Below are 17214 nucleotides of genomic sequence, written 5' to 3'. Positions count from 1 at the left end.
ATGATTAACTTAGGTAGCGCAATACTTCAAGCGCAGCAGCAACAGGAAGGAAATCCTATTGCGATGCTTTTGCCGCTCATTCTGCTTTTTTTGGTTTTCTATTTTATATTCATGCGACCCCAAATAAAGCGGCAGAAGGAACTTCAAGCGATGATTCAATCACTGAAAAAGGGTGACAAAGTCGTGACATCAGGAGGAATTATAGGTACTATAGTCGGTGTTAGCGAGGATAAGGTGACCATAAAGGTGGGCGAGGGTACAAAGCTTGAGGTCGTGAAGTCGTACATAGTGCAGAAGCTAAGTTGAAATGGAAGAGCTTAAATTGAAATATTATCCAGACCCTATACTTCGTAAGAAGGCAAAACCCTTATTGCTTCGAAATGGCAAACCGGACCAATCAATTCTGCGGATGCTCGCAAAGCTTAAAGAGGCCTGCCGTGAGTACGACGGCGTTGGTCTTGCTGCACAGCAGGTTGGTCTCGTGTTGCCGATAATAGTGGCTGGCGAAAAGCAGGCTGATGGAAGGTATAAACTCGTCGGCGTGGTAAATCCAAAGGTGGTGGAAGTGAGCGAGGAAACCTATGTTTACGAGGAAGGGTGTTTGTCTTTTCCTGGACTATACATACCTATTGAAAGACCCATCGAAATCGTTGCCGAGGGATGGTTTGACGATATTGAAAAATTTGAGAGAAGAGAACTAAGGATGATTAACGCGCGAATTTTCATGCACGAAACCGACCACATAAATGGGATTCTTTACATTGATAGAGTTGACGATATTACGCGGCAGCGAGTAAAAGCCGAATTAAAACATATAGCAAAGACTTATTATAAAAAAGGTGAGATGGAAATCGCATAAATCGTGGAGGAAATAATGCGACTGTTTGTTTTAGTAATGCTTCTTCTTGTGATCGTATATGGGGTTGTGTTTTATACCCTTAATACAGATGTTTCTGTTCAGTCGGTGTCATATTGGTGGGGGGCGCAGCGGGATGTTCCGCTTTATGTTGTCGTATTCATAGCGTTCTTTTGCGGAGTATTGTGGGCGCTGGTTATATTCATTGTTCAGGAGATAAGACTAAGAGTAAAAATGTCCCGACTCAAAAACACCATCAAAAGGCTTCGAGAGGAGATAGACTCATTGCGAACTATGCCCCTTAAAGACATCCAGACCACAGAGGAGGAGGAATGATTAGCGGCAGTTTTTGGATGGCTATCATCATTTTTGCGATAATAGTGGTCATAGCGCTATTCACCTACTATAGGCTTAAAATTCGTCGCAGGGCAGGGGAGGACGCTTTTACCAAAGGACTTCTCGCATCCATCGAGGGCGATTTCGACGAAGCGATAAAGAATCTTAAGCAAGCAGCTATGGTTAACACCCAGAATGTTATGGCTTACATTTTACTTGGCGACATATTGCGTTATACAGGTCAGGTTGCTAAAGCCATGCAAATTCACCTTTCATTACTTGGGAGAACTGATCTTGGCCGAAACACAAAGGTCCGAGTTTATAAGTCGCTCGCACTCGATTCTCAGAAAAAAGGCGATCTCAGAAAAGCCGCTGAATACCTGCTTAATGCGCTGGAGATAAAACCTGAGAAGTGGTCCTATGACATGCTCATTGACATTTATGAGAAACTTGGTGAATGGGAGAAAGCAGCAGAAATACTTCGCAAAGCGGGCGCAAAGGATAAAGAACGAATGATTTCCTTTTATTATGCTGAACTGGCGGGCTCATATTTAGAGAATGGGGATATTGAAAAAGCGAAGGAGTATACCAAATTGGCGCTTAGTTTTTGGGATAAATGTCCGCCTGCGCTTCTTATTATGGGTGAGCTTCATTTTCAGGATGGCGATTATAAGAGCGCGATAGATTACTGGACTGAGTTTATTAAAAACAATCCTAGCAAGGCATTGCCTGTGGCTGAGCGTGTTGAGACCGCTTTTTACGAGATGGGCGAGTTCGACAAAGTTCGTGAGCATTATCAAAAGCTCATCGATAAAAATCCTGAGCTTGAGCCAATAAGGATTAAACTTGCACTTATTGATGAGAAACGTGGTGATGTTGACGAGGCTTTCAAAGTTGTAAGTTCTGCTCCGAAACAAAGTGAGAACATAGCCATATTCAAAGCATATTTCAGCGCCATAAACAAAGGCTGTGCCGAAATAGCAAACGAACTTTTACCTATAATAAAATCAAGATTAAACCCGACATACCAATGTCAGAACTGTGGTTTCAAAACGCAAAAGCTTCTATGGCGCTGCCCGAAATGCGGCGCGTGGGAATCATTTTTGCCCTGATACTTTTTGTTTTTGCTGCACCTGTCAGGGTAGGTTCTCAAATGCCCTATTCGGGATTCTGGCGCCAGCAAGGGTACAGTGAAGAAATGGCGCTAATAATGTCCAGGGTCGAGCCAGCGGAGAAAATCGAGGATTTACTTAAATTGCAGGATGATAAATTCGCCTGCCTGAATCTTGCAAAACTTTACTTTGCAAGGGGACAGTATATTCTCGCGGAAAAGACTTTAGCCAGGTGCCCCAATGTAAGCGATGATGCAAAAATACTTTTGCTTCTTATTTCAAGCGTTTTGCACGAAAGATTATCTGAAGATATTGCTTCTGAGAGCGAAGATAAACTAACTGCTTTAGCTGCAGTTCTGGGTGCTAAATCTACGCTCAAACTTGACGAAGCGCTAATGAGATATCCTTATCTGGCTAATTTTGCTGTTAAAAAGCAAACAATGGCTCTAAAAGTGAACGAGCGAAAGATTGTCCCGGAACTTTCAGAAACCATTGATTCGACCAAAAAATTTGCTATTCAATTTGGAGTGTTCGCTGACAGCCTGCGTGCAGAAATGTTTTTAAGAAAACTTGGAAATCAGGGGATAAAAGCTTATATTGAAAAGATAAAAAGAGATGGAAGGAAGTTGTATGCTGTAAGACACGGGAGTTTCAATACGAGAAAGGAAGCTGTCAACGCTAAAAGCAATATTTGCGCAAGTTTTGAGTGTATAATAGTAATCAGGGAAAAACAATGAGGTATTTTTATCGAACGATTGCTATTGTATTATTAATGTTAGCATTTCTTTCCCAAGGTTGTTCGAAGGGGGAGAAAGTTTATTCGAGGGAGTGGGTTTATTTTGGAACTGTGGTGGGAATAAAGTTTTATGCTACTCAAAGACCCCCTGATAAGCTTTTCGACACAGTAAAAAGGACATATGCATACTGGGATTCTCTCACCGACTTTTACGACAGGAATTCGGCTTTATACAAACTTAATCGCGAAATAGAGGAAACTGTTGTGGTCGATAGTAATCTTGCCAAGCTTATTTGCGAAGCTTTGCGATGGAAAAAGCTTACTCACTCGAAACTCACGCCGCTAATAGGTCCACTTGTAAAGTTGTGGGGTATCGGGAAAAAAGGCAAATACATACCAGATAAATACAAAATCGATTCCGCGCTTTCGTACATAGAAACATGCTATGTTAAGTGCATATCGGAAACAGTGATGGTGCTTCATGGTCGTCCAGTCATAGACCTTTCGGCATATGCCAAGGGTTGGGTGGTTGACAGAATATACCATGAACTTTTGCCCATAGTTCGTGAGCGCAAGGACATAAGGGGATTCATTATTGATGCTGGGAGAAATTTGAGAGTTTGGCGTCGGGATGGTGGCACATACAAAATAGGTATAAGCAATCCCAGAGGTAAAGGCATAATAAAAGTATTCGAGTTGCCATCGGGAATGAGTTGCGCATCAGCGGGCGATTACGAGCAATTTTTTATTGTTGACGGGAAAAGGTATCACCATATATTTGACCCGATGACAGGATATCCAGCTTCTGGAGCTATAGCGGCTACCGCTATATGTGTTGATGGGATTGATGCCGATGCTCTTTCAACGGCGGCGGTGGTAATAGGAAGCGATTGCGATGATGTTGCAAAAAGAGTAGGCTGCGAAGTAATCCTTTTTGAGGAGGTGGGGAAAAAGGTCGTTTCATCGTTATATGGAACGAGGATAGTCAGGTTCGCAAGCAGGGAGGGTGAACTGTGAAAAAGATTTACATATTAATCTCGATATTATTGCTGTTTTTTAGTTTCATATGGGCTCAGGGAGAGTTTGAAGACGAGATAAAGGCTGAAGTAGGGATAACGGGGGTTGGTGTCAAGGCGGGGTTGTTGTATTTGACGAGTGAATACGGTCTTGCACCGGGTTTTGGATTGTGGTTCGATTGGGCGAAACTTGGACAAAACATAATAGTTGATGGCGGTCTTGAGTACTGGTTTGCTCAACGGGGCGCAAAAGCATGGGAGAAGGAGAGGAAAAGAGATTTTGCTATCTTTTTCACATTGAAATATGCCGTTGAGATGGGGAAATTCACGCCGTTCCTTGGTGGTGGCTTTGGAATAAATATGTATAAAAAGACCTATCCCGAGAATATAGACAAGGTACCTGAAAAGAGCACCAAACCAGAACTTCACATCGATGCGGGTACTACTTATTTCCTTAATCCTAAAATGAATCTTGAGGCAAGATTTAAAGTTAACATTTCCGATGTTAGTTCTTTCGGATTGTATGTTTCAATGTATCTTAAGACGGGTAAGTAGCAACTTTGGGAGCAGAGGCTGAAATGGACAGTTCCTCGGATTCGGATAAGCGTCCTGTTTGGCTAAGAATATTGCTTCTTCTGATATTTCTTTATTTGTTTCTCCTTAGCATTGAGCTTCTGGGACATTCCTTCAAATCTCTTGGGCGAGGCTTTGCCGAAACATTGCTTCAGACGACTGCTAATCCTGTAGCAGGTCTTTTAATAGGGATTCTTGCAACGAGTATAATTCAAAGCTCGTCCGCTACCACTTCGATAGTAGTGGGTATGGTTGCTGCGGGAACATTGACCGTGAGACACGCGATCCCAATAGTTATGGGAGCAAACATTGGGACTACTGTAACAAATACTATAGTTTCCTTGGGGCATTTTACAAGACCTGTAGAGTTCAGAAGAGCATTTTCTGGCGCTGTAGTTCATGATATTTTTAATTTACTGTCAGTTGCTGTTTTCCTGCCTCTTGAAGTTTGGACGCATTATCTTGAGCATTCCGCGACCTTCCTTCAAAAAATATTTTCAGGAGTTGGTGGTTTCAAAGCAACGAGCCCGCTTAAAATAGTAGTAAAACCTTTGGTTCACATTATTTTCGAATTTTTCCACGGACTAATAGGTAGCGGGGTTGTTCTGGGAATTGTGCTTCTTGTGGTAGCGCTTATTATACTATTCCTTTCGCTCGCCCGCCTTGTTAATCTGATGAAAAGCCTCATAATAGGCAAGGTCGAGGTCATGTTGCACAATTATCTTTTCGTTACTCCTATAAGAAGCCTCTTACTTGGTTTGGTTATAACTGCCATAATCCAGTCAAGCTCTGTAGTAACATCATTAGCTATTCCTCTTTTGGGCGCAGGTATTCTCAGCGTTGAGCAAATTTTCCCATATACGCTCGGAGCCAACATCGGGACAACATTCACTGCTATTCTGGCATCTTTGGTTACTCAGCGTCCAGCAGCGATAACTATAGCATTTGTTCACTTGCTTTTCAATATATCGGGAACGCTTCTTTGGTATCCGCTAAGAAAAGTTCCTATAAGCGCTGCCAAATGGCTTGGCGAGGTAGTGTACAGGCGGAGGTGGGTTGCCATAGTTTATGTGGTGATAATATTTTTTGCGATACCAATTTTTCTTATTTATATTACTTAAAAAGGAGTAAATCTATGTTCAGGAAATTTCTTGAACTTTGGCGGAAAGAGGACCTTCTACACCAAGCTTTAAGGGATACACAAAACATGATGGAGCTCACCAAGGAGATCTACCATTACGCTATAGAGCCTCTTTTTACGGGAGCTTCCATAGATGGGCAGCAGGTATACGACATGGATAAGCAGATTAATAAGTTCGAGATAGAAATACGAAGAAAAGTTCTCGAGCACCTCTCAGTTTCCCCAAGACAGGATATTACCGCAGCATTGGTTTTGACGACGATAACTGTTGACCTCGAGAGGATAGGTGATTACGCCAAGAACTTCTTTGAACTCTACGGGCTTTATGGAAAACCTCTCGGCGAGGGCGACATATCAGCGAAATTAAGGGAGCTTAAGACCGCAGTGTCCACTATGTTTGATGACATGATAACTTCATTCTCTAATGCTGACATTGAGCTTGCAAAAAAAGTTATGGAGCAACACAAGCGCAATTCCGATGAATGCGAATCGATAATCGCATGGCTCATAAAGAACCCTCAAGCCTACAAAGAACTTGGCATAAGCGGTAGCGTATTATCCGCGCTGGCGGCAAGGTATTTCAAGAGGACGAGCGCACACATAAAAAATGTTGCGAGTTCGGTTGTTAACCCATTTGATAGGATAGGATATAAATCCCCTAATTCCGTTAACGATTAGTATTTTCGGGGATTTTGGGAGGGGTTTCTAAGACCTGCTTTTTCTTTTGACGAAAAATTTTTCACGCCACTCGTCAAGATTTTGCGGGACTGGGTCAATCCCGCCTCGCGAAAAGGGATTGCATCGCAATATTCTCCACATGCTTATTATGCTGCCCCAAAAGATCCCGAATCTTTTTATTGAGGTTTCAGCGTAATGTGAACATGTGGGTTCAAACCTGCATGTATAAGGGAACAGACGCGAAATGGTGACACGGTAAAGCTTTATTAGGAGCACCGCTATTTCATTTAAAAATTTAATTCTCACATTTGAATTATAGCAAGTTATCAGGAAAAATCAACTCTTGACCGCAGAGGAATGCAAGGATATGATAGTTGGTATGAAATCTGTCAGTAAAACGAGCACAGTTTTAAAAGAGAATTACGCAAAGCTCCTTTTTGCCTTTGTGGTTGCCTTCTCGTTAATCATCGTGGTGAGGTTGATCAAACTTCAGATAATAGAACATAATTACTACTACACGCTTTCGGAGAAGAACCGTGTTAGAGTGGTTCCTTCACATTCGGCGCGAGGGAAGATATACGATAGGAACGGTGTTCTTATTGTCAGAAACAAGCCTACATACACAATCTCAATAATCCCAGCCGAGTTTCTTCCTGATAGTGAGTATGTGCGCAGGTTGTCAAGTCTGATAGATGTCCCTGAAGAGGTTATCTGGCAAAAGTACGAAAAAAATAAGATTCCGGGCTATCTGCCGGTTCCAATAAAGCGTCGGGTGGATTTTTCCATCGTTAGTCAGGTTGTTGAGCATCCAGATAAGTTTCCCGGCGTTATTAGCCAGGTTGAACCAGTAAGAGATTATCCGTTAGGGAAATTTGCACCGCACATTATTGGCTATGTGGGGGAGATAAGTGCTCCTGAGCTCAGGGAAAGGTACAAGGAGGGGCTTAAAGCGGGTGATATGGTTGGCAAGCAAGGTGTTGAAAGGTATTTTGACAACCTGCTTCGTGGACGGGATGGAGCAAAGTTTATTGAGGTAAGCGCTACTGGTGAGATAATAGGTCCGATAAAAGATTTCAGGGACATACCGCCTCAAAATGGTGCCGACCTCGTGCTTACCATAGATGCCAAGCTTCAGATGGCGGCAGAATCTATTTTTGCAGTTGCGCCTGAGGGAGCATTTATCGTTATGGACCCTAATAACGGCGAGATTTTAGCGGCAGTCTCCAAACCCGATTTTGACCAGACCATTTTCACGAAACCTATTGCTGAATCAACATGGGCACGACTTAACGACCCCGTGACACATCCAATGCTTTGCAGGTGGTATCAGGGACTTTACCCGCCCGCGTCACCCATGAAAATTCTTGCAGCAGCAGCCGCCGTTGACGAGGGAATAGCAAATGCGAGCTCAATAATGCCCCAACCGTGCAGGGGAGCTATGAGGTACGGCGATAGATACTTTTTCTGCTGGAACACATTCGGACACGGTTATCTCAATATGCTTGAGGCTATAGCCCAGTCGTGTGACATTTATTTCTATCAGATTGCGATAAAGCTTGGGCTTGATAAGTGGTACGATTATACCACAAAATGCTTCTTTGGACAGCCAACGGGCATAGAGTTGCCCTTCGAAGCTTCAGGGCTTGTGCCAAACAGAGACTATTACAACTGGCGCTTTGGACGTCGCGGCTGGGGAAGAGGAGTCCTCTTAAATCTTATAATCGGGCAGGGGGAATTTTTGGCTACACCACTTCAGGTAGCTCAGTTTTTTGCTGCCATAGCCAACAGGGGCATAGTTTGGAAGCCAAAAATAGTAAAGTACATAGAACCTAAATTGCGCCACCGTATTGAGATACCATCTGTTATCCGCGGCAGGTTGCCATTTTCGCAGGATGCCATAAACACCGTCATAGATGGCATGATACGCACTTGCAACGAGGAGTGGGCAACTGGTTATGGCGCTCACATGGATGACATACTTGTTGCAGGTAAAACGGGAACCGCGCAAAATCCTCATGGCGCCGACCATGCGTGGTTCGTGGCGTTCGCTGATGCAAGGCAGCCGGAAATATTGGTCGTAGTCTTCGTTGAAAGCGGTGGTTCAGGGGGTTCATGGGCATTCTTGGCAAGAGAGTTTTTCGATTATTACTTCCATTACTGGAAGTTTGAGAATCAAGCACAGTAAAGCCCTCTTTTGTTTTATCGGCAGGCATCAGGCTTTGTTTCGGGCAAAAAAACTTGCGCAATACCAATTTTTTAGTTTATTAATCTGAAATAAATTTCGGGGAGAACTATGGCAGGAGAATTCTCATTAGATTTTGAGCGACCGATTATAGAGCTTCAGAAAAAAATTGAGGAGATGAAATCGATATCCTCGAGGGAGGGTGTGAATCTTGATAATGAGATAAAGTCCCTCGAGCTAAAGCTTAATAAACTTAAAGCCGAAATTTACAGCAAACTTACCCGCTGGCAGCGGGTCATGGTGGCTCGCCACCCCAAAAGGCCGTACACCCTCGATTATCTTGAGCGTATAGCAGTAAATTTTATAGAACTTCACGGTGATAGGAATTTCCGCGATGACCCAGCTGTAGTTACTGGTTTTGCCACTATCGGAAGCTACAAAGTAGTCGTTATCGGACAGCAAAAGGGTCATGATGCCAGCGAGAACATAAAGCGCAACTTCGGAATGATGCACCCAGAAGGCTATAGAAAAGCTCTAAGAATAATGAAACTTGGGGAGAAATTCAGTCTACCGGTTGTAATATTTATAGATACTCCTGGCGCATATCCTGGTATAGGTGCGGAGGAGCGTGGACAGGCTGAGGCTATAGCGCGCAATATAAGAGAGATGGCTCGTCTTAGAACCCCTATAGTGATAGTGATAATAGGGGAGGGCGCTTCTGGTGGCGCTTTGGGGATAGGTGTTGGTGATGTTATTCTTATGCTTGAGAACGCCTGGTATTCGGTTATTTCTCCTGAGGGGTGTGCAGCGATTCTTTTCAGGGATGCCAAGGCAGCACCCCAATCAGCTGAAACGCTTAAAGTCACAGCACCTGACCTGCTTGAACTCGGGGTTATAGACGAGATAATACCTGAACCACCTGGTGGCGCACATTCTGATTACGATGCTATCGCCCAGGTGGTTAAATCCGCAATACTTAAATGGCTCGATAAACTTACCAAAATCCCACCTGAGGAGCTCGTCAAAAGGAGAATAGCGAAATACCGCAAGATGGGTGTTTATGAGGAGGTTTGATATTGACCCTCAAGCTATCGATATCGGGGGCAAGAGGTATTGTCGGCGAGTCGCTAACACCTGATGTTTTGGAAAGCGTTCTTCGTGCTTACGCGAATTTTGTTTCCAAAGGCAAAATCCTCTTGGGGCGCGACACGAGACCATCGGGAGAAGCAATAAAAAATTTTGTAGCTGGTTATCTAATGCTTACTGGCTTTGATGTCGTTGATTGTGGGTTGCTTCCCACTCCGACTTTGGCGTTATGCGTAAAGCATAGCAAAGCTTGTGGCGGGATTGCTATAACGGCGTCGCATAATCCACCCGAATGGAATGCTCTAAAACTTTTTGACTCAAACGGTTTATATCTGCCGATGGAATTCTGGAGCGGAATCAGTGAGCATGGTGGCAAAGTAGAATTTGCGGATTATGAACATGTGGGAAAATTGGCTCGATGCGAGGATTGCGTCGAGAAGCACATTGAAAAGGTCTTGGGATTGCCATATGTAGATGTGGATGCTATACGGGCGCGTGAGTTTTTCGTCGCTTATGATGGTGTTGGTGGTGTTGCACCGAAAGCGGTGCTTGAGCTGCTTTCGAGGTTCGGAGCCAAGGTGGTAGCAGTGGGGACTGCTATGGATGGTGTTTTTCTCCACGATCCGGAGCCCAAACCGGAAAATCTTTCGCAGCTTTCTGAGCTCGTCAGAACAGTTGGTGCGGACATTGGATTTGCCACCGACCCTGATGGTGACCGTCTAACCTTAGTGGACGAAAAAGGTGTTCCGCTGAGCGAGGAGCTAACTCTGGTGCTTGCAGCGTGGCAATTTTTGGAAAACGAGCGGTCGGATATCGTGGTTAATCTATCGACTTCAACGCTTATAGACTGGCTTTCTGGCAAGTTTGGCGTAAGGGTTCATAGGGCTCCTGTAGGTGAATTCTGGGGGTCGAAAAAAATGCTTGAGCTGGGAGCAAAGATAGGCGGCGAAGGAAACGGTGGAGTTATAGTTTTGGATGTTCATCCGGTGCGTGACAGCCTTACAGCTGTGGCATTAGTTTTATCATTGCTTGCAAGAACTGGCAAAAGACTTTCCGAAATAGTATCATCGCTGCCAAGAATGTTTATGGTAAAGTCAAAAGTAGCCTTTAGCGGAGATTTCAAAAGGGTGTGCGACGAGATTGTCAATCGATTCCCTCATAAAACCGAAAATTTTGATGATGGCGTATGGCTTGGATTAGAGCATGGTTTTTTACATGTGAGGCAATCCAATACGGAGCCTGTGGTGAGAATTATTGCAGAATCAACTGAGGAAAGCGAAGCCAAGAGGATTGTTTTTGAGGCTAAGAAAATTGTTGAGAAACATTCGAGGAGCTGAGACTAAAAATGACGAGCTATTGCGAACACCAGTTGACATAGTCTTTTTTGGGTTTTAATTTCAATTTGTGTAAATGTCTTATGAATTATACGCTTGAGGAAATACTTGAGACTATTCATTCGTCCGAAGTAGCGCATTTCGACATAAGGACCACTACACTTGGCATTTCGCTCTGGGATTGTGCTACGGGGGATGTTAAGACTACCGCGCAGAAAATCTACGATAAAGTGATGCGCATTGCCCACGACTTCGTTAAAGTTACTGATGATATCCAGATGAAGTTCGGCATACCTATAATAAATAAGCGTATAGCAACCACGCCTCTCTCGCTCGTTCTTGCTGGTGGGAACCCTAATGATTTCACCTATGCGGCGCACATGCTTGACAAGGCTGGCGAAGAGATAGGAATAGATTTTATTGGCGGATACGGTGCGCTCGTTCACAAGGGGGCGACAAAGGCTGAGGAAGCTTTTATTGAAACCATTCCCGAGGCTATATCGACCACACAAAGGGTTTGCAGTTGTGTTTCATTGGGTTCGACTCATGCAGGACTTAACATGGATGCTACTCGTCAGATGGCGAGGATAATAAAAGAGGTTGCAAGACGCACTGACCGTGGAATAGGATGTGCGAGACTGGTCGTTTTCGCTAATGTTCCGGAGGACAATCCATTTATTGCGGGTGCATTTCATGGTGTTGGCGAGCCTGAAGCGGCGCTTAATGTGGGTATAAGCGGTCCTGGGGTGGTTCTTGAGGCTGTTAAGGCGCTTGGACCTGAGGCTGACCTTCAAACCCTGTATGAGACCATAAAAAGAGTCGCTTTCAAAATAACGAGAGCAGGTGCACTTATAGGTAAAATGGTTGCAGAGAAATTGGGCGTTAGTTTTGGTATAGTTGATGTTTCGTTAGCACCGACCCCAGCTATAGGCGATAGCGTTGCCGAAATTCTTGAGGCTATGGGACTTGAGAAAACGGGAACTCATGGCACAACAGCGGCAGTAGCCATGCTCACGGATGCCGTAAAGAAAGGCGGAGTCATGGCGACTTCAATGGTGGGTGGGTTGTCCGGCACTTTTATACCTGTAAGCGAGGATTCTGGAATGGTTCGCGCTGTAGCCGCTGGCGCTTTGTCGCTGGATAAACTTGAAGCTATGACCGCTGCGTGCTCCGTGGGGCTCGATATGGTGGCAATACCGGGCGATACCCCGGAGGAAACAATAGCAGCAATAATAGCGGATGAGCTTATGATAGGAATAATAAACGATAAAACAGAAGCTGTAAGAATAATACCTATTGAGGGTGCGAAACCAGGTGATATAGTTGACTATGGAGGCCTGCTTGGCAAGGCTATAGTCCAGGAAGTTCATGAATTCAAGAGCACCGTTTTTGTGCAAAGGGGTGGAAGAATCCCGCCTCCGATAACTTCTTTCCACAATTAGCAGAAAAATCGTGTGATGATAGAGATTCTTGTTACAATGGGTGACCCTGCGGGTATAGGTCCAGAAATTATTGCGAAAACGCTTTCGAGATACATCCCATCAGGCACAAGGATATTTTTGGTCGGTGCTATAAGCCCCTTCGTCAAGCTTGCGGATAGGTTTTATTGGGCAAAGAAATTTCTGGAAAAGTTGGATCGCGGTGAGATTGATTTTGTTTCCGCTGCAGAAGAAGTTGAGTATCCGGTGGGTGTTGTCAATGATGTTTGCGGAAAAGCGTCTTTTATGAGTCTACTTAAGGCGATGGAACTTATTAAGAATGGGCACGGTGAAGCGCTGGTTACTGCGCCTGTGTCGAAAAAAGCCATAACGCTATGCGGTGAGAAGTTTAGCGGGCACACGGAAATGCTCGCACAAAGTTTTGATTCGAGAGTAACGATGTTGCTCTTTGACCAAAGAATAAGAGTTGGATTGGTTTCAACCCATGTTCCGCTTTCTGAAGTTGTTTCATATATCGATGAAGAAAGAATACTGGGGCACATAATAAGGATTAATCATGGCTTAGTTAGTTTTTTCGGGGTGAAGGAACCTGTAATAGGCGTTCTTGGGCTTAATCCCCACGCTGGAGAAGCTGGTGAATTCGGCAAGGAGGAGGAGACAATCAAGAAGGCTTTGGATGCCGCATCGAATATTGGGATAAGAGTTGTTGGTCCTCTTGTTCCGGATACAGCATTTCTTGCGGTTCAGCGACGGCGATTTGATGCTTATCTTGCTATGTATCATGACCAGGGGTTGATTCCGCTAAAAACATTGGGGTTTTATTATGGAGTTAATCTTACCCTTGGGTTGCCGTTCGTGAGAACGAGCCCTGACCATGGCACCGCTATGGACATTGCGGGAAAAGGTATAGCAAATCCGCTTAGTTTCATTAATGCGTTGCGTTACGCGGCTTTTTTCGCTAAGAAATTAATTGAGAGGAGGAATTATGAGAAATAGCGCATTGACAGCTTTTGTTTTGGTGGCGATTGTGACATTTAGCATGGATTTTTCTTATGCCTCAAGCAGGAGGAGCCGGACTAAAGACAGGAATCTTAAGGTTGGCGCCAGAGTTTCGCTTTACAATCCACCAGGAACATCTATTACGACCATGCTTTTCGAGGTTACAGCAAAATACAGAGTGTCTGATAGGTTTGCTGCCGAATTCTCGGCTGGATGGACGCAATACAACGAAGAAGGCAGAACTACTACATTAATCCCGATTCAGATTAACGGCGAGTTTCATCCTTTTGGCAAGGGTGTCTTCGACCCCTTTGTAGGCGGTGGTATTGGGGCATATCTTAAGAAATGGGGCGATGAACAATCGGCTACTGTGGGTGTTCAGGCGTTGGGAGGTTTTGAGTTCAGACCCACGACGGGATTTTCCATGTCATTAAGCGTAAAATATATACTTTCGGACATTACTGATCCGCGATCGGGCGGATTCAGCTTTGGCGGTGGTGTTCAGGGCAATTGGGAAACGAGCTTTTAGACGATTTCGGCGAAATTATATTTTGGGGGTGAGCTATGAAACGATTTATTATAATATTTGCTTTGTTTAGTTTAGCGCTTGGCGGCACGATTTCTGGAAGACTTATATATCCTCATGGCGGGGTCGGAAGTTATTTTGTTGCTGCAATGACTCGTACTATGCTTCTTCAGTTGTTAGCGGGTTCTATATCGATAACTGACATACCTATGACGGTGCTTTTGCTACCCGGAAGTTATACGCTAAATAGTGATTCTATAGTAGATGGAAGAGGATATATAGTTTTCGGCGCGAAACGGCGGGGATTGATACTTAGGTCAGGCGACCCTATGGGTATGTATCCTGATGATGTATATACTACAGGCGGTGTTGCCACGGGGATTGATGTTGAGCTCGATACGATTGGTCATATAAGGGGACACATAAGATATATGGGATCTTATGATAGTTTAAAATTAAATATTTATACTTTTGACTTTTCTGCGCGGACTTTTGTGGTCGAGACTGTATATAACATTCGAAGTGCTGAATATGATGTCATATCGAAGTCGGGGTTAAAAATTCTTGTCGCTTATGACGACCTTAATGGGAACAATATACCGGATTCATTCCCGAGGATGGAACCTATGGGAACATATCTGGGCGAATGGGGACCGTTTATATTCGTAGGTGGTGGTGGACGGTTCTCTGATAGTATAAATATATTTGTGATAAGGATTCCTGGAGTGGAGGAAACGCAGATTCCTGATAGGATAGAGTTTTATTGTTCGCCTAATCCGTTTAACGCTAATAGTAGGATTGTATACAATATAAACGGAACGGGTGAATTGGGTATATTTGATGTTTCCGGAAATATGATTTATGAATGCCCAGTTTTTGGTCGTGGTGAGGTTAAAGTAAACTTCATTAGAAAATCTGGTATGTATATCGCAAGGTTGAAGTATGCTGGCGGGATCAAAAGTATAAAGTTTTGCGTTATAAAATGAGAAACGATGACTTGATAAATATTTTATCAAACCTTGAGGAGAAAATTGGGGAACTTGAAAAACTACTTTCCAAGCGGGAAATTATATCTGATATAGAAAAATATAGAAAGCTTAATCGTGAATATAAACGTCTTAGCGAGCTTTTGAAGTTGCGAGAGAACTACAAAGAGGTGTTGCAGCAGATTGATGAGGACGAAAAAATCATAAATTCCTCTGACGATGAGTTAGCAAAATTAGCCAGTGATGAGTTAGCTGAACTCAGGAAAGAGGCAGAAACGCTTAAATCCAAGATACTTGCGTTACTTTCACCGCCTGACCCCAATTTTGGAAGGGCGGTAATAATGGAGATAAGAGCGGGAACGGGTGGCGAGGAAGCTGCTCTTTTCGCTGCTGACCTATTTAAAATGTATTCAAAATATGCGGAGAAAAAAGGGTGGGAGATTGAAGTTATAGATAAAAATGAAACTGACCTTGGAGGATATAAAGAAATAATATATATAGTTCGCGGAGATGATGCATATAGATTATTGCGTTTTGAATCGGGAGTACATAGAGTTCAAAGGATTCCAATAACCGAATCGGGTGGTCGAATACATACCTCGGCTGCGTCCGTGGCCGTTCTGCCGGAAATGTCGGTCGAAGAGATAGAGATAAATCCCGACGATATAAAAATTGATACTTTTAGAGCATCTGGTGCAGGTGGTCAACATGTGAATAAAGTTGAGACAGCTGTCAGGATAACACATATACCGACAGGGATTGTTGTGACATGCCAGGCAGAACGCTCTCAGCATAAAAATCGCTCGCTTGCCATGCGAATTCTGGCATCAAAACTTGCTGAATTAAAGAGGAAGGAAGTTGAGCAGGAGATTGATCAAAAGAGAAAACTTCAGATAGGGACGGGTGACCGTTCGGAGAAAATAAGAACATATAATTTTCCTCAAAATCGTATAACCGACCATCGAATAGGATATACTGCGTATAATCTTGATGCGGTTATGGAGGGCGAGCTGGACGAGCTTTTTGAAGCGCTTCAAGCAGCATGGGCGGAGAGGGTTTTGGAGAGTAAAGGAGGAAATTTATGATATATAAGAAATTAATTTTGTATTTGTTGTTTGTTATTTCTTTCGCTCAACCAAAAGTAGAAATATTATATCCGAAATCACTGGACACAGTTTTATTACATGCAACAATGATAGTTGAAGGGGGAGATACATCTTATTATGCAAATATAAAGTTTCTTTCCCAGCCTCTGAACCCACTCGTCGAAATAGGGAGAGTAAGGATAACTGATACATTAGCCGATTCAATATACAATTTACCATTAAGATTTGGGCTCATAACTGGGTCTATAATAGACACAATATTATTGTGCGATACAACGGATACACCGTATTTCTGCCCATGTAATCCTGTGATAAGCTTAAATAAAAACCCTATATATCATTATTATGTTTATTCTGGATATATTGATAGCCCACATCTGATTTATTCATTAACAGATTGTATTTGGGATACTGTTCTTTTATCCTGCGATACACTTATATTCCCATCCGACACATCGATTATCTGTGAATCGCTTAAAACATATGATGAACCGTATTGTGATTTAAGCACCAATGTTCATTTGGTCAATATATCATCAGGAATATGGGATTTATATTTTGGAGCTTATTATATGGATACATTTTTTCTTTTTCCGAGAGATGGCTATGGATGCTTGAATTTTGTTGTTTCACCATTCTGCAACGATAGTGGATTATGCTCAGAGCCTGTGATAGATAGTTCATTGTATCTTTTCCAGTGGTCGAGAGCACCGAGATACAAATTGGATTATTTCCCGTCAACTGACTCTATTCTCCGAGATGGGTTAACATCCAGAATATCTGTAGATATAGCATTGTTTGGAGAAAGCGCGTATAAATTTTATCTTGCTCTTGACTCCACTTCAGCCTGGTTCATAATCCGCTTCGAAACCATCACAGGCGACACATTCATCGACACAGTCCGCTACGGCGACCCCGGAACATTCTGGATAGTGCCACCAGGAAAACACATAGGCTGGCGAAGATTCGGCGTTATGACAATGCACACCGATATACCGTCAAGAGGCTACACAGGAGTGGTCGAGGTATGCCTTATGGATGTCACCAATGCGCCCGTGATAGCGTTCGGCGAGCCCACTCATCTTCACCCCGAGGGGGTAAGCTGCTA

The 17214-nt window shown here is 43.6% G+C and carries 19 protein-coding genes; 18 read left to right on the top strand and 1 reads right to left on the bottom strand.

Annotated features, from left to right (window positions below; all coding sequences use genetic code 11):
- From yajC to J7J62_07125, 9 genes are read left to right on the top strand one after another with little or no spacing between them, the layout of a single operon-like run.
- Nucleotides 1-306, top strand: coding sequence for a preprotein translocase subunit YajC (yajC, locus tag J7J62_07165; GenBank protein ID MCD6124934.1), 306 nt, complete (start codon nucleotides 1-3; stop codon nucleotides 304-306).
- Between the two features lies 1 nt (nucleotide 307).
- On the top strand, nucleotides 308-859 hold the full coding sequence (gene def / locus J7J62_07160) for a peptide deformylase (protein MCD6124933.1): 552 nt from the start codon (nucleotides 308-310) through the stop codon (nucleotides 857-859).
- Between the two features lie 15 nt (nucleotides 860-874).
- Complete coding sequence (locus J7J62_07155; protein MCD6124932.1) at nucleotides 875-1192, top strand: LapA family protein; 318 nt, start codon at nucleotides 875-877, stop codon at nucleotides 1190-1192.
- Entirely contained in the window at nucleotides 1189-2304 is a 1116-nt protein-coding gene (locus J7J62_07150; protein ID MCD6124931.1) for a tetratricopeptide repeat protein, read from the top strand. The genes J7J62_07155 and J7J62_07150 overlap by 4 nt, the downstream gene beginning before the upstream one ends.
- Nucleotides 2274-3041, top strand: a complete 768-nt coding sequence (locus J7J62_07145; GenBank protein MCD6124930.1) for an SPOR domain-containing protein — start codon at nucleotides 2274-2276, stop codon at nucleotides 3039-3041. Before J7J62_07150 ends, J7J62_07145 begins: the two co-directional genes overlap by 31 nt.
- A 35-nt stretch (nucleotides 3042-3076) precedes the next feature.
- Complete coding sequence (locus J7J62_07140; GenBank protein ID MCD6124929.1) at nucleotides 3077-4057, top strand: FAD:protein FMN transferase; 981 nt, start codon at nucleotides 3077-3079, stop codon at nucleotides 4055-4057.
- Nucleotides 4054-4611, top strand: coding sequence for an outer membrane beta-barrel protein (locus J7J62_07135; GenBank protein ID MCD6124928.1), 558 nt, complete (start codon nucleotides 4054-4056; stop codon nucleotides 4609-4611). The genes J7J62_07140 and J7J62_07135 overlap by 4 nt, the downstream gene beginning before the upstream one ends.
- A 23-nt stretch (nucleotides 4612-4634) precedes the next feature.
- On the top strand, nucleotides 4635-5750 hold the full coding sequence (locus J7J62_07130; protein ID MCD6124927.1) for a Na/Pi symporter: 1116 nt from the start codon (nucleotides 4635-4637) through the stop codon (nucleotides 5748-5750).
- Between the two features lie 14 nt (nucleotides 5751-5764).
- Nucleotides 5765-6448 carry a hypothetical protein gene (locus tag J7J62_07125; protein ID MCD6124926.1) on the top strand — a complete coding sequence of 228 codons (684 nt, stop codon included), beginning with the start codon at nucleotides 5765-5767 and terminating at the stop codon, nucleotides 6446-6448.
- A 27-nt stretch (nucleotides 6449-6475) separates the two neighbouring features.
- Here the strand turns inward: J7J62_07125 and yidD are convergent, their stop codons facing one another.
- Nucleotides 6476-6748, bottom strand: a complete 273-nt coding sequence (gene yidD, locus J7J62_07120; protein ID MCD6124925.1) for a membrane protein insertion efficiency factor YidD — start codon at nucleotides 6746-6748, stop codon at nucleotides 6476-6478.
- Between the two features lie 79 nt (nucleotides 6749-6827).
- On the opposite strand from yidD, the gene mrdA reads away from it, so the two are divergent.
- From mrdA to J7J62_07075, 9 genes are all read left to right on the top strand, one after another.
- A complete protein-coding gene (mrdA, locus tag J7J62_07115; protein MCD6124924.1) occupies nucleotides 6828-8633 on the top strand; it encodes a penicillin-binding protein 2 in 1806 nt (601 codons plus the stop codon).
- Nucleotides 8634-8741: 108 nt separating this feature from the next.
- Nucleotides 8742-9704 (top strand): acetyl-CoA carboxylase carboxyltransferase subunit alpha, encoded by a 963-nt coding sequence (locus J7J62_07110; GenBank protein MCD6124923.1) that lies wholly within the window; start codon nucleotides 8742-8744, stop codon nucleotides 9702-9704.
- 2 nt (nucleotides 9705-9706) lie between these two features.
- A complete protein-coding gene (locus J7J62_07105; GenBank protein MCD6124922.1) occupies nucleotides 9707-11053 on the top strand; it encodes a phosphoglucosamine mutase in 1347 nt (448 codons plus the stop codon).
- 80 nt (nucleotides 11054-11133) lie between these two features.
- On the top strand, nucleotides 11134-12492 hold the full coding sequence (locus J7J62_07100) for a PFL family protein (protein MCD6124921.1): 1359 nt from the start codon (nucleotides 11134-11136) through the stop codon (nucleotides 12490-12492).
- A gap of 15 nt (nucleotides 12493-12507) precedes the next feature.
- Nucleotides 12508-13485 (top strand): 4-hydroxythreonine-4-phosphate dehydrogenase PdxA, encoded by a 978-nt coding sequence (gene pdxA / locus J7J62_07095; protein MCD6124920.1) that lies wholly within the window; start codon nucleotides 12508-12510, stop codon nucleotides 13483-13485.
- On the top strand, nucleotides 13475-14017 hold the full coding sequence (locus tag J7J62_07090; protein MCD6124919.1) for an outer membrane beta-barrel protein: 543 nt from the start codon (nucleotides 13475-13477) through the stop codon (nucleotides 14015-14017). Before pdxA ends, J7J62_07090 begins: the two co-directional genes overlap by 11 nt.
- A gap of 35 nt (nucleotides 14018-14052) precedes the next feature.
- The gene (locus tag J7J62_07085) at nucleotides 14053-15000 is read left to right on the top strand and encodes a T9SS type A sorting domain-containing protein (protein MCD6124918.1); all 948 of its coding nucleotides are present in this window, start codon (nucleotides 14053-14055) and stop codon (nucleotides 14998-15000) included.
- Nucleotides 14997-16085: a peptide chain release factor 1 gene (prfA, locus tag J7J62_07080; protein ID MCD6124917.1), complete on the top strand. Its 1089-nt coding sequence runs from the start codon at nucleotides 14997-14999 to the stop codon at nucleotides 16083-16085. The genes J7J62_07085 and prfA overlap by 4 nt, the downstream gene beginning before the upstream one ends.
- Nucleotides 16082-17214: hypothetical protein (locus J7J62_07075; GenBank protein MCD6124916.1), on the top strand; the 1133-nt coding region annotated here is incomplete at its 3' end. The genes prfA and J7J62_07075, both read left to right, overlap by 4 nt.

The sequence above is a fragment of the bacterium genome, from assembly GCA_021159335.1.
GTDB lineage: Bacteria > UBP14 > UBA6098 > B30-G16 > B30-G16 > JAGGRZ01.
Note: the sequence above shows the minus strand (reverse complement) of the source record. Positions and strands in the feature narration are given on the sequence as shown.

Coding starts and splice junctions, on each gene's coding strand:
- yajC (MCD6124934.1), top strand. CDS start 1: ATGATTAACTTAGGTAGCGCAATACTTCAAGCGCAGCAGCAACAGGAA.
- def (MCD6124933.1), top strand. CDS start 308: ATGGAAGAGCTTAAATTGAAATATTATCCAGACCCTATACTTCGTAAG.
- J7J62_07155 (MCD6124932.1), top strand. CDS start 875: ATGCGACTGTTTGTTTTAGTAATGCTTCTTCTTGTGATCGTATATGGG.
- J7J62_07150 (MCD6124931.1), top strand. CDS start 1,189: ATGATTAGCGGCAGTTTTTGGATGGCTATCATCATTTTTGCGATAATA.
- J7J62_07145 (MCD6124930.1), top strand. CDS start 2,274: ATGCGGCGCGTGGGAATCATTTTTGCCCTGATACTTTTTGTTTTTGCT.
- J7J62_07140 (MCD6124929.1), top strand. CDS start 3,077: ATGTTAGCATTTCTTTCCCAAGGTTGTTCGAAGGGGGAGAAAGTTTAT.
- J7J62_07130 (MCD6124927.1), top strand. CDS start 4,635: ATGGACAGTTCCTCGGATTCGGATAAGCGTCCTGTTTGGCTAAGAATA.
- J7J62_07125 (MCD6124926.1), top strand. CDS start 5,765: ATGTTCAGGAAATTTCTTGAACTTTGGCGGAAAGAGGACCTTCTACAC.
- mrdA (MCD6124924.1), top strand. CDS start 6,828: ATGAAATCTGTCAGTAAAACGAGCACAGTTTTAAAAGAGAATTACGCA.
- J7J62_07110 (MCD6124923.1), top strand. CDS start 8,742: ATGGCAGGAGAATTCTCATTAGATTTTGAGCGACCGATTATAGAGCTT.
- J7J62_07100 (MCD6124921.1), top strand. CDS start 11,134: ATGAATTATACGCTTGAGGAAATACTTGAGACTATTCATTCGTCCGAA.
- pdxA (MCD6124920.1), top strand. CDS start 12,508: ATGATAGAGATTCTTGTTACAATGGGTGACCCTGCGGGTATAGGTCCA.
- J7J62_07090 (MCD6124919.1), top strand. CDS start 13,475: ATGAGAAATAGCGCATTGACAGCTTTTGTTTTGGTGGCGATTGTGACA.
- J7J62_07085 (MCD6124918.1), top strand. CDS start 14,053: ATGAAACGATTTATTATAATATTTGCTTTGTTTAGTTTAGCGCTTGGC.
- prfA (MCD6124917.1), top strand. CDS start 14,997: ATGAGAAACGATGACTTGATAAATATTTTATCAAACCTTGAGGAGAAA.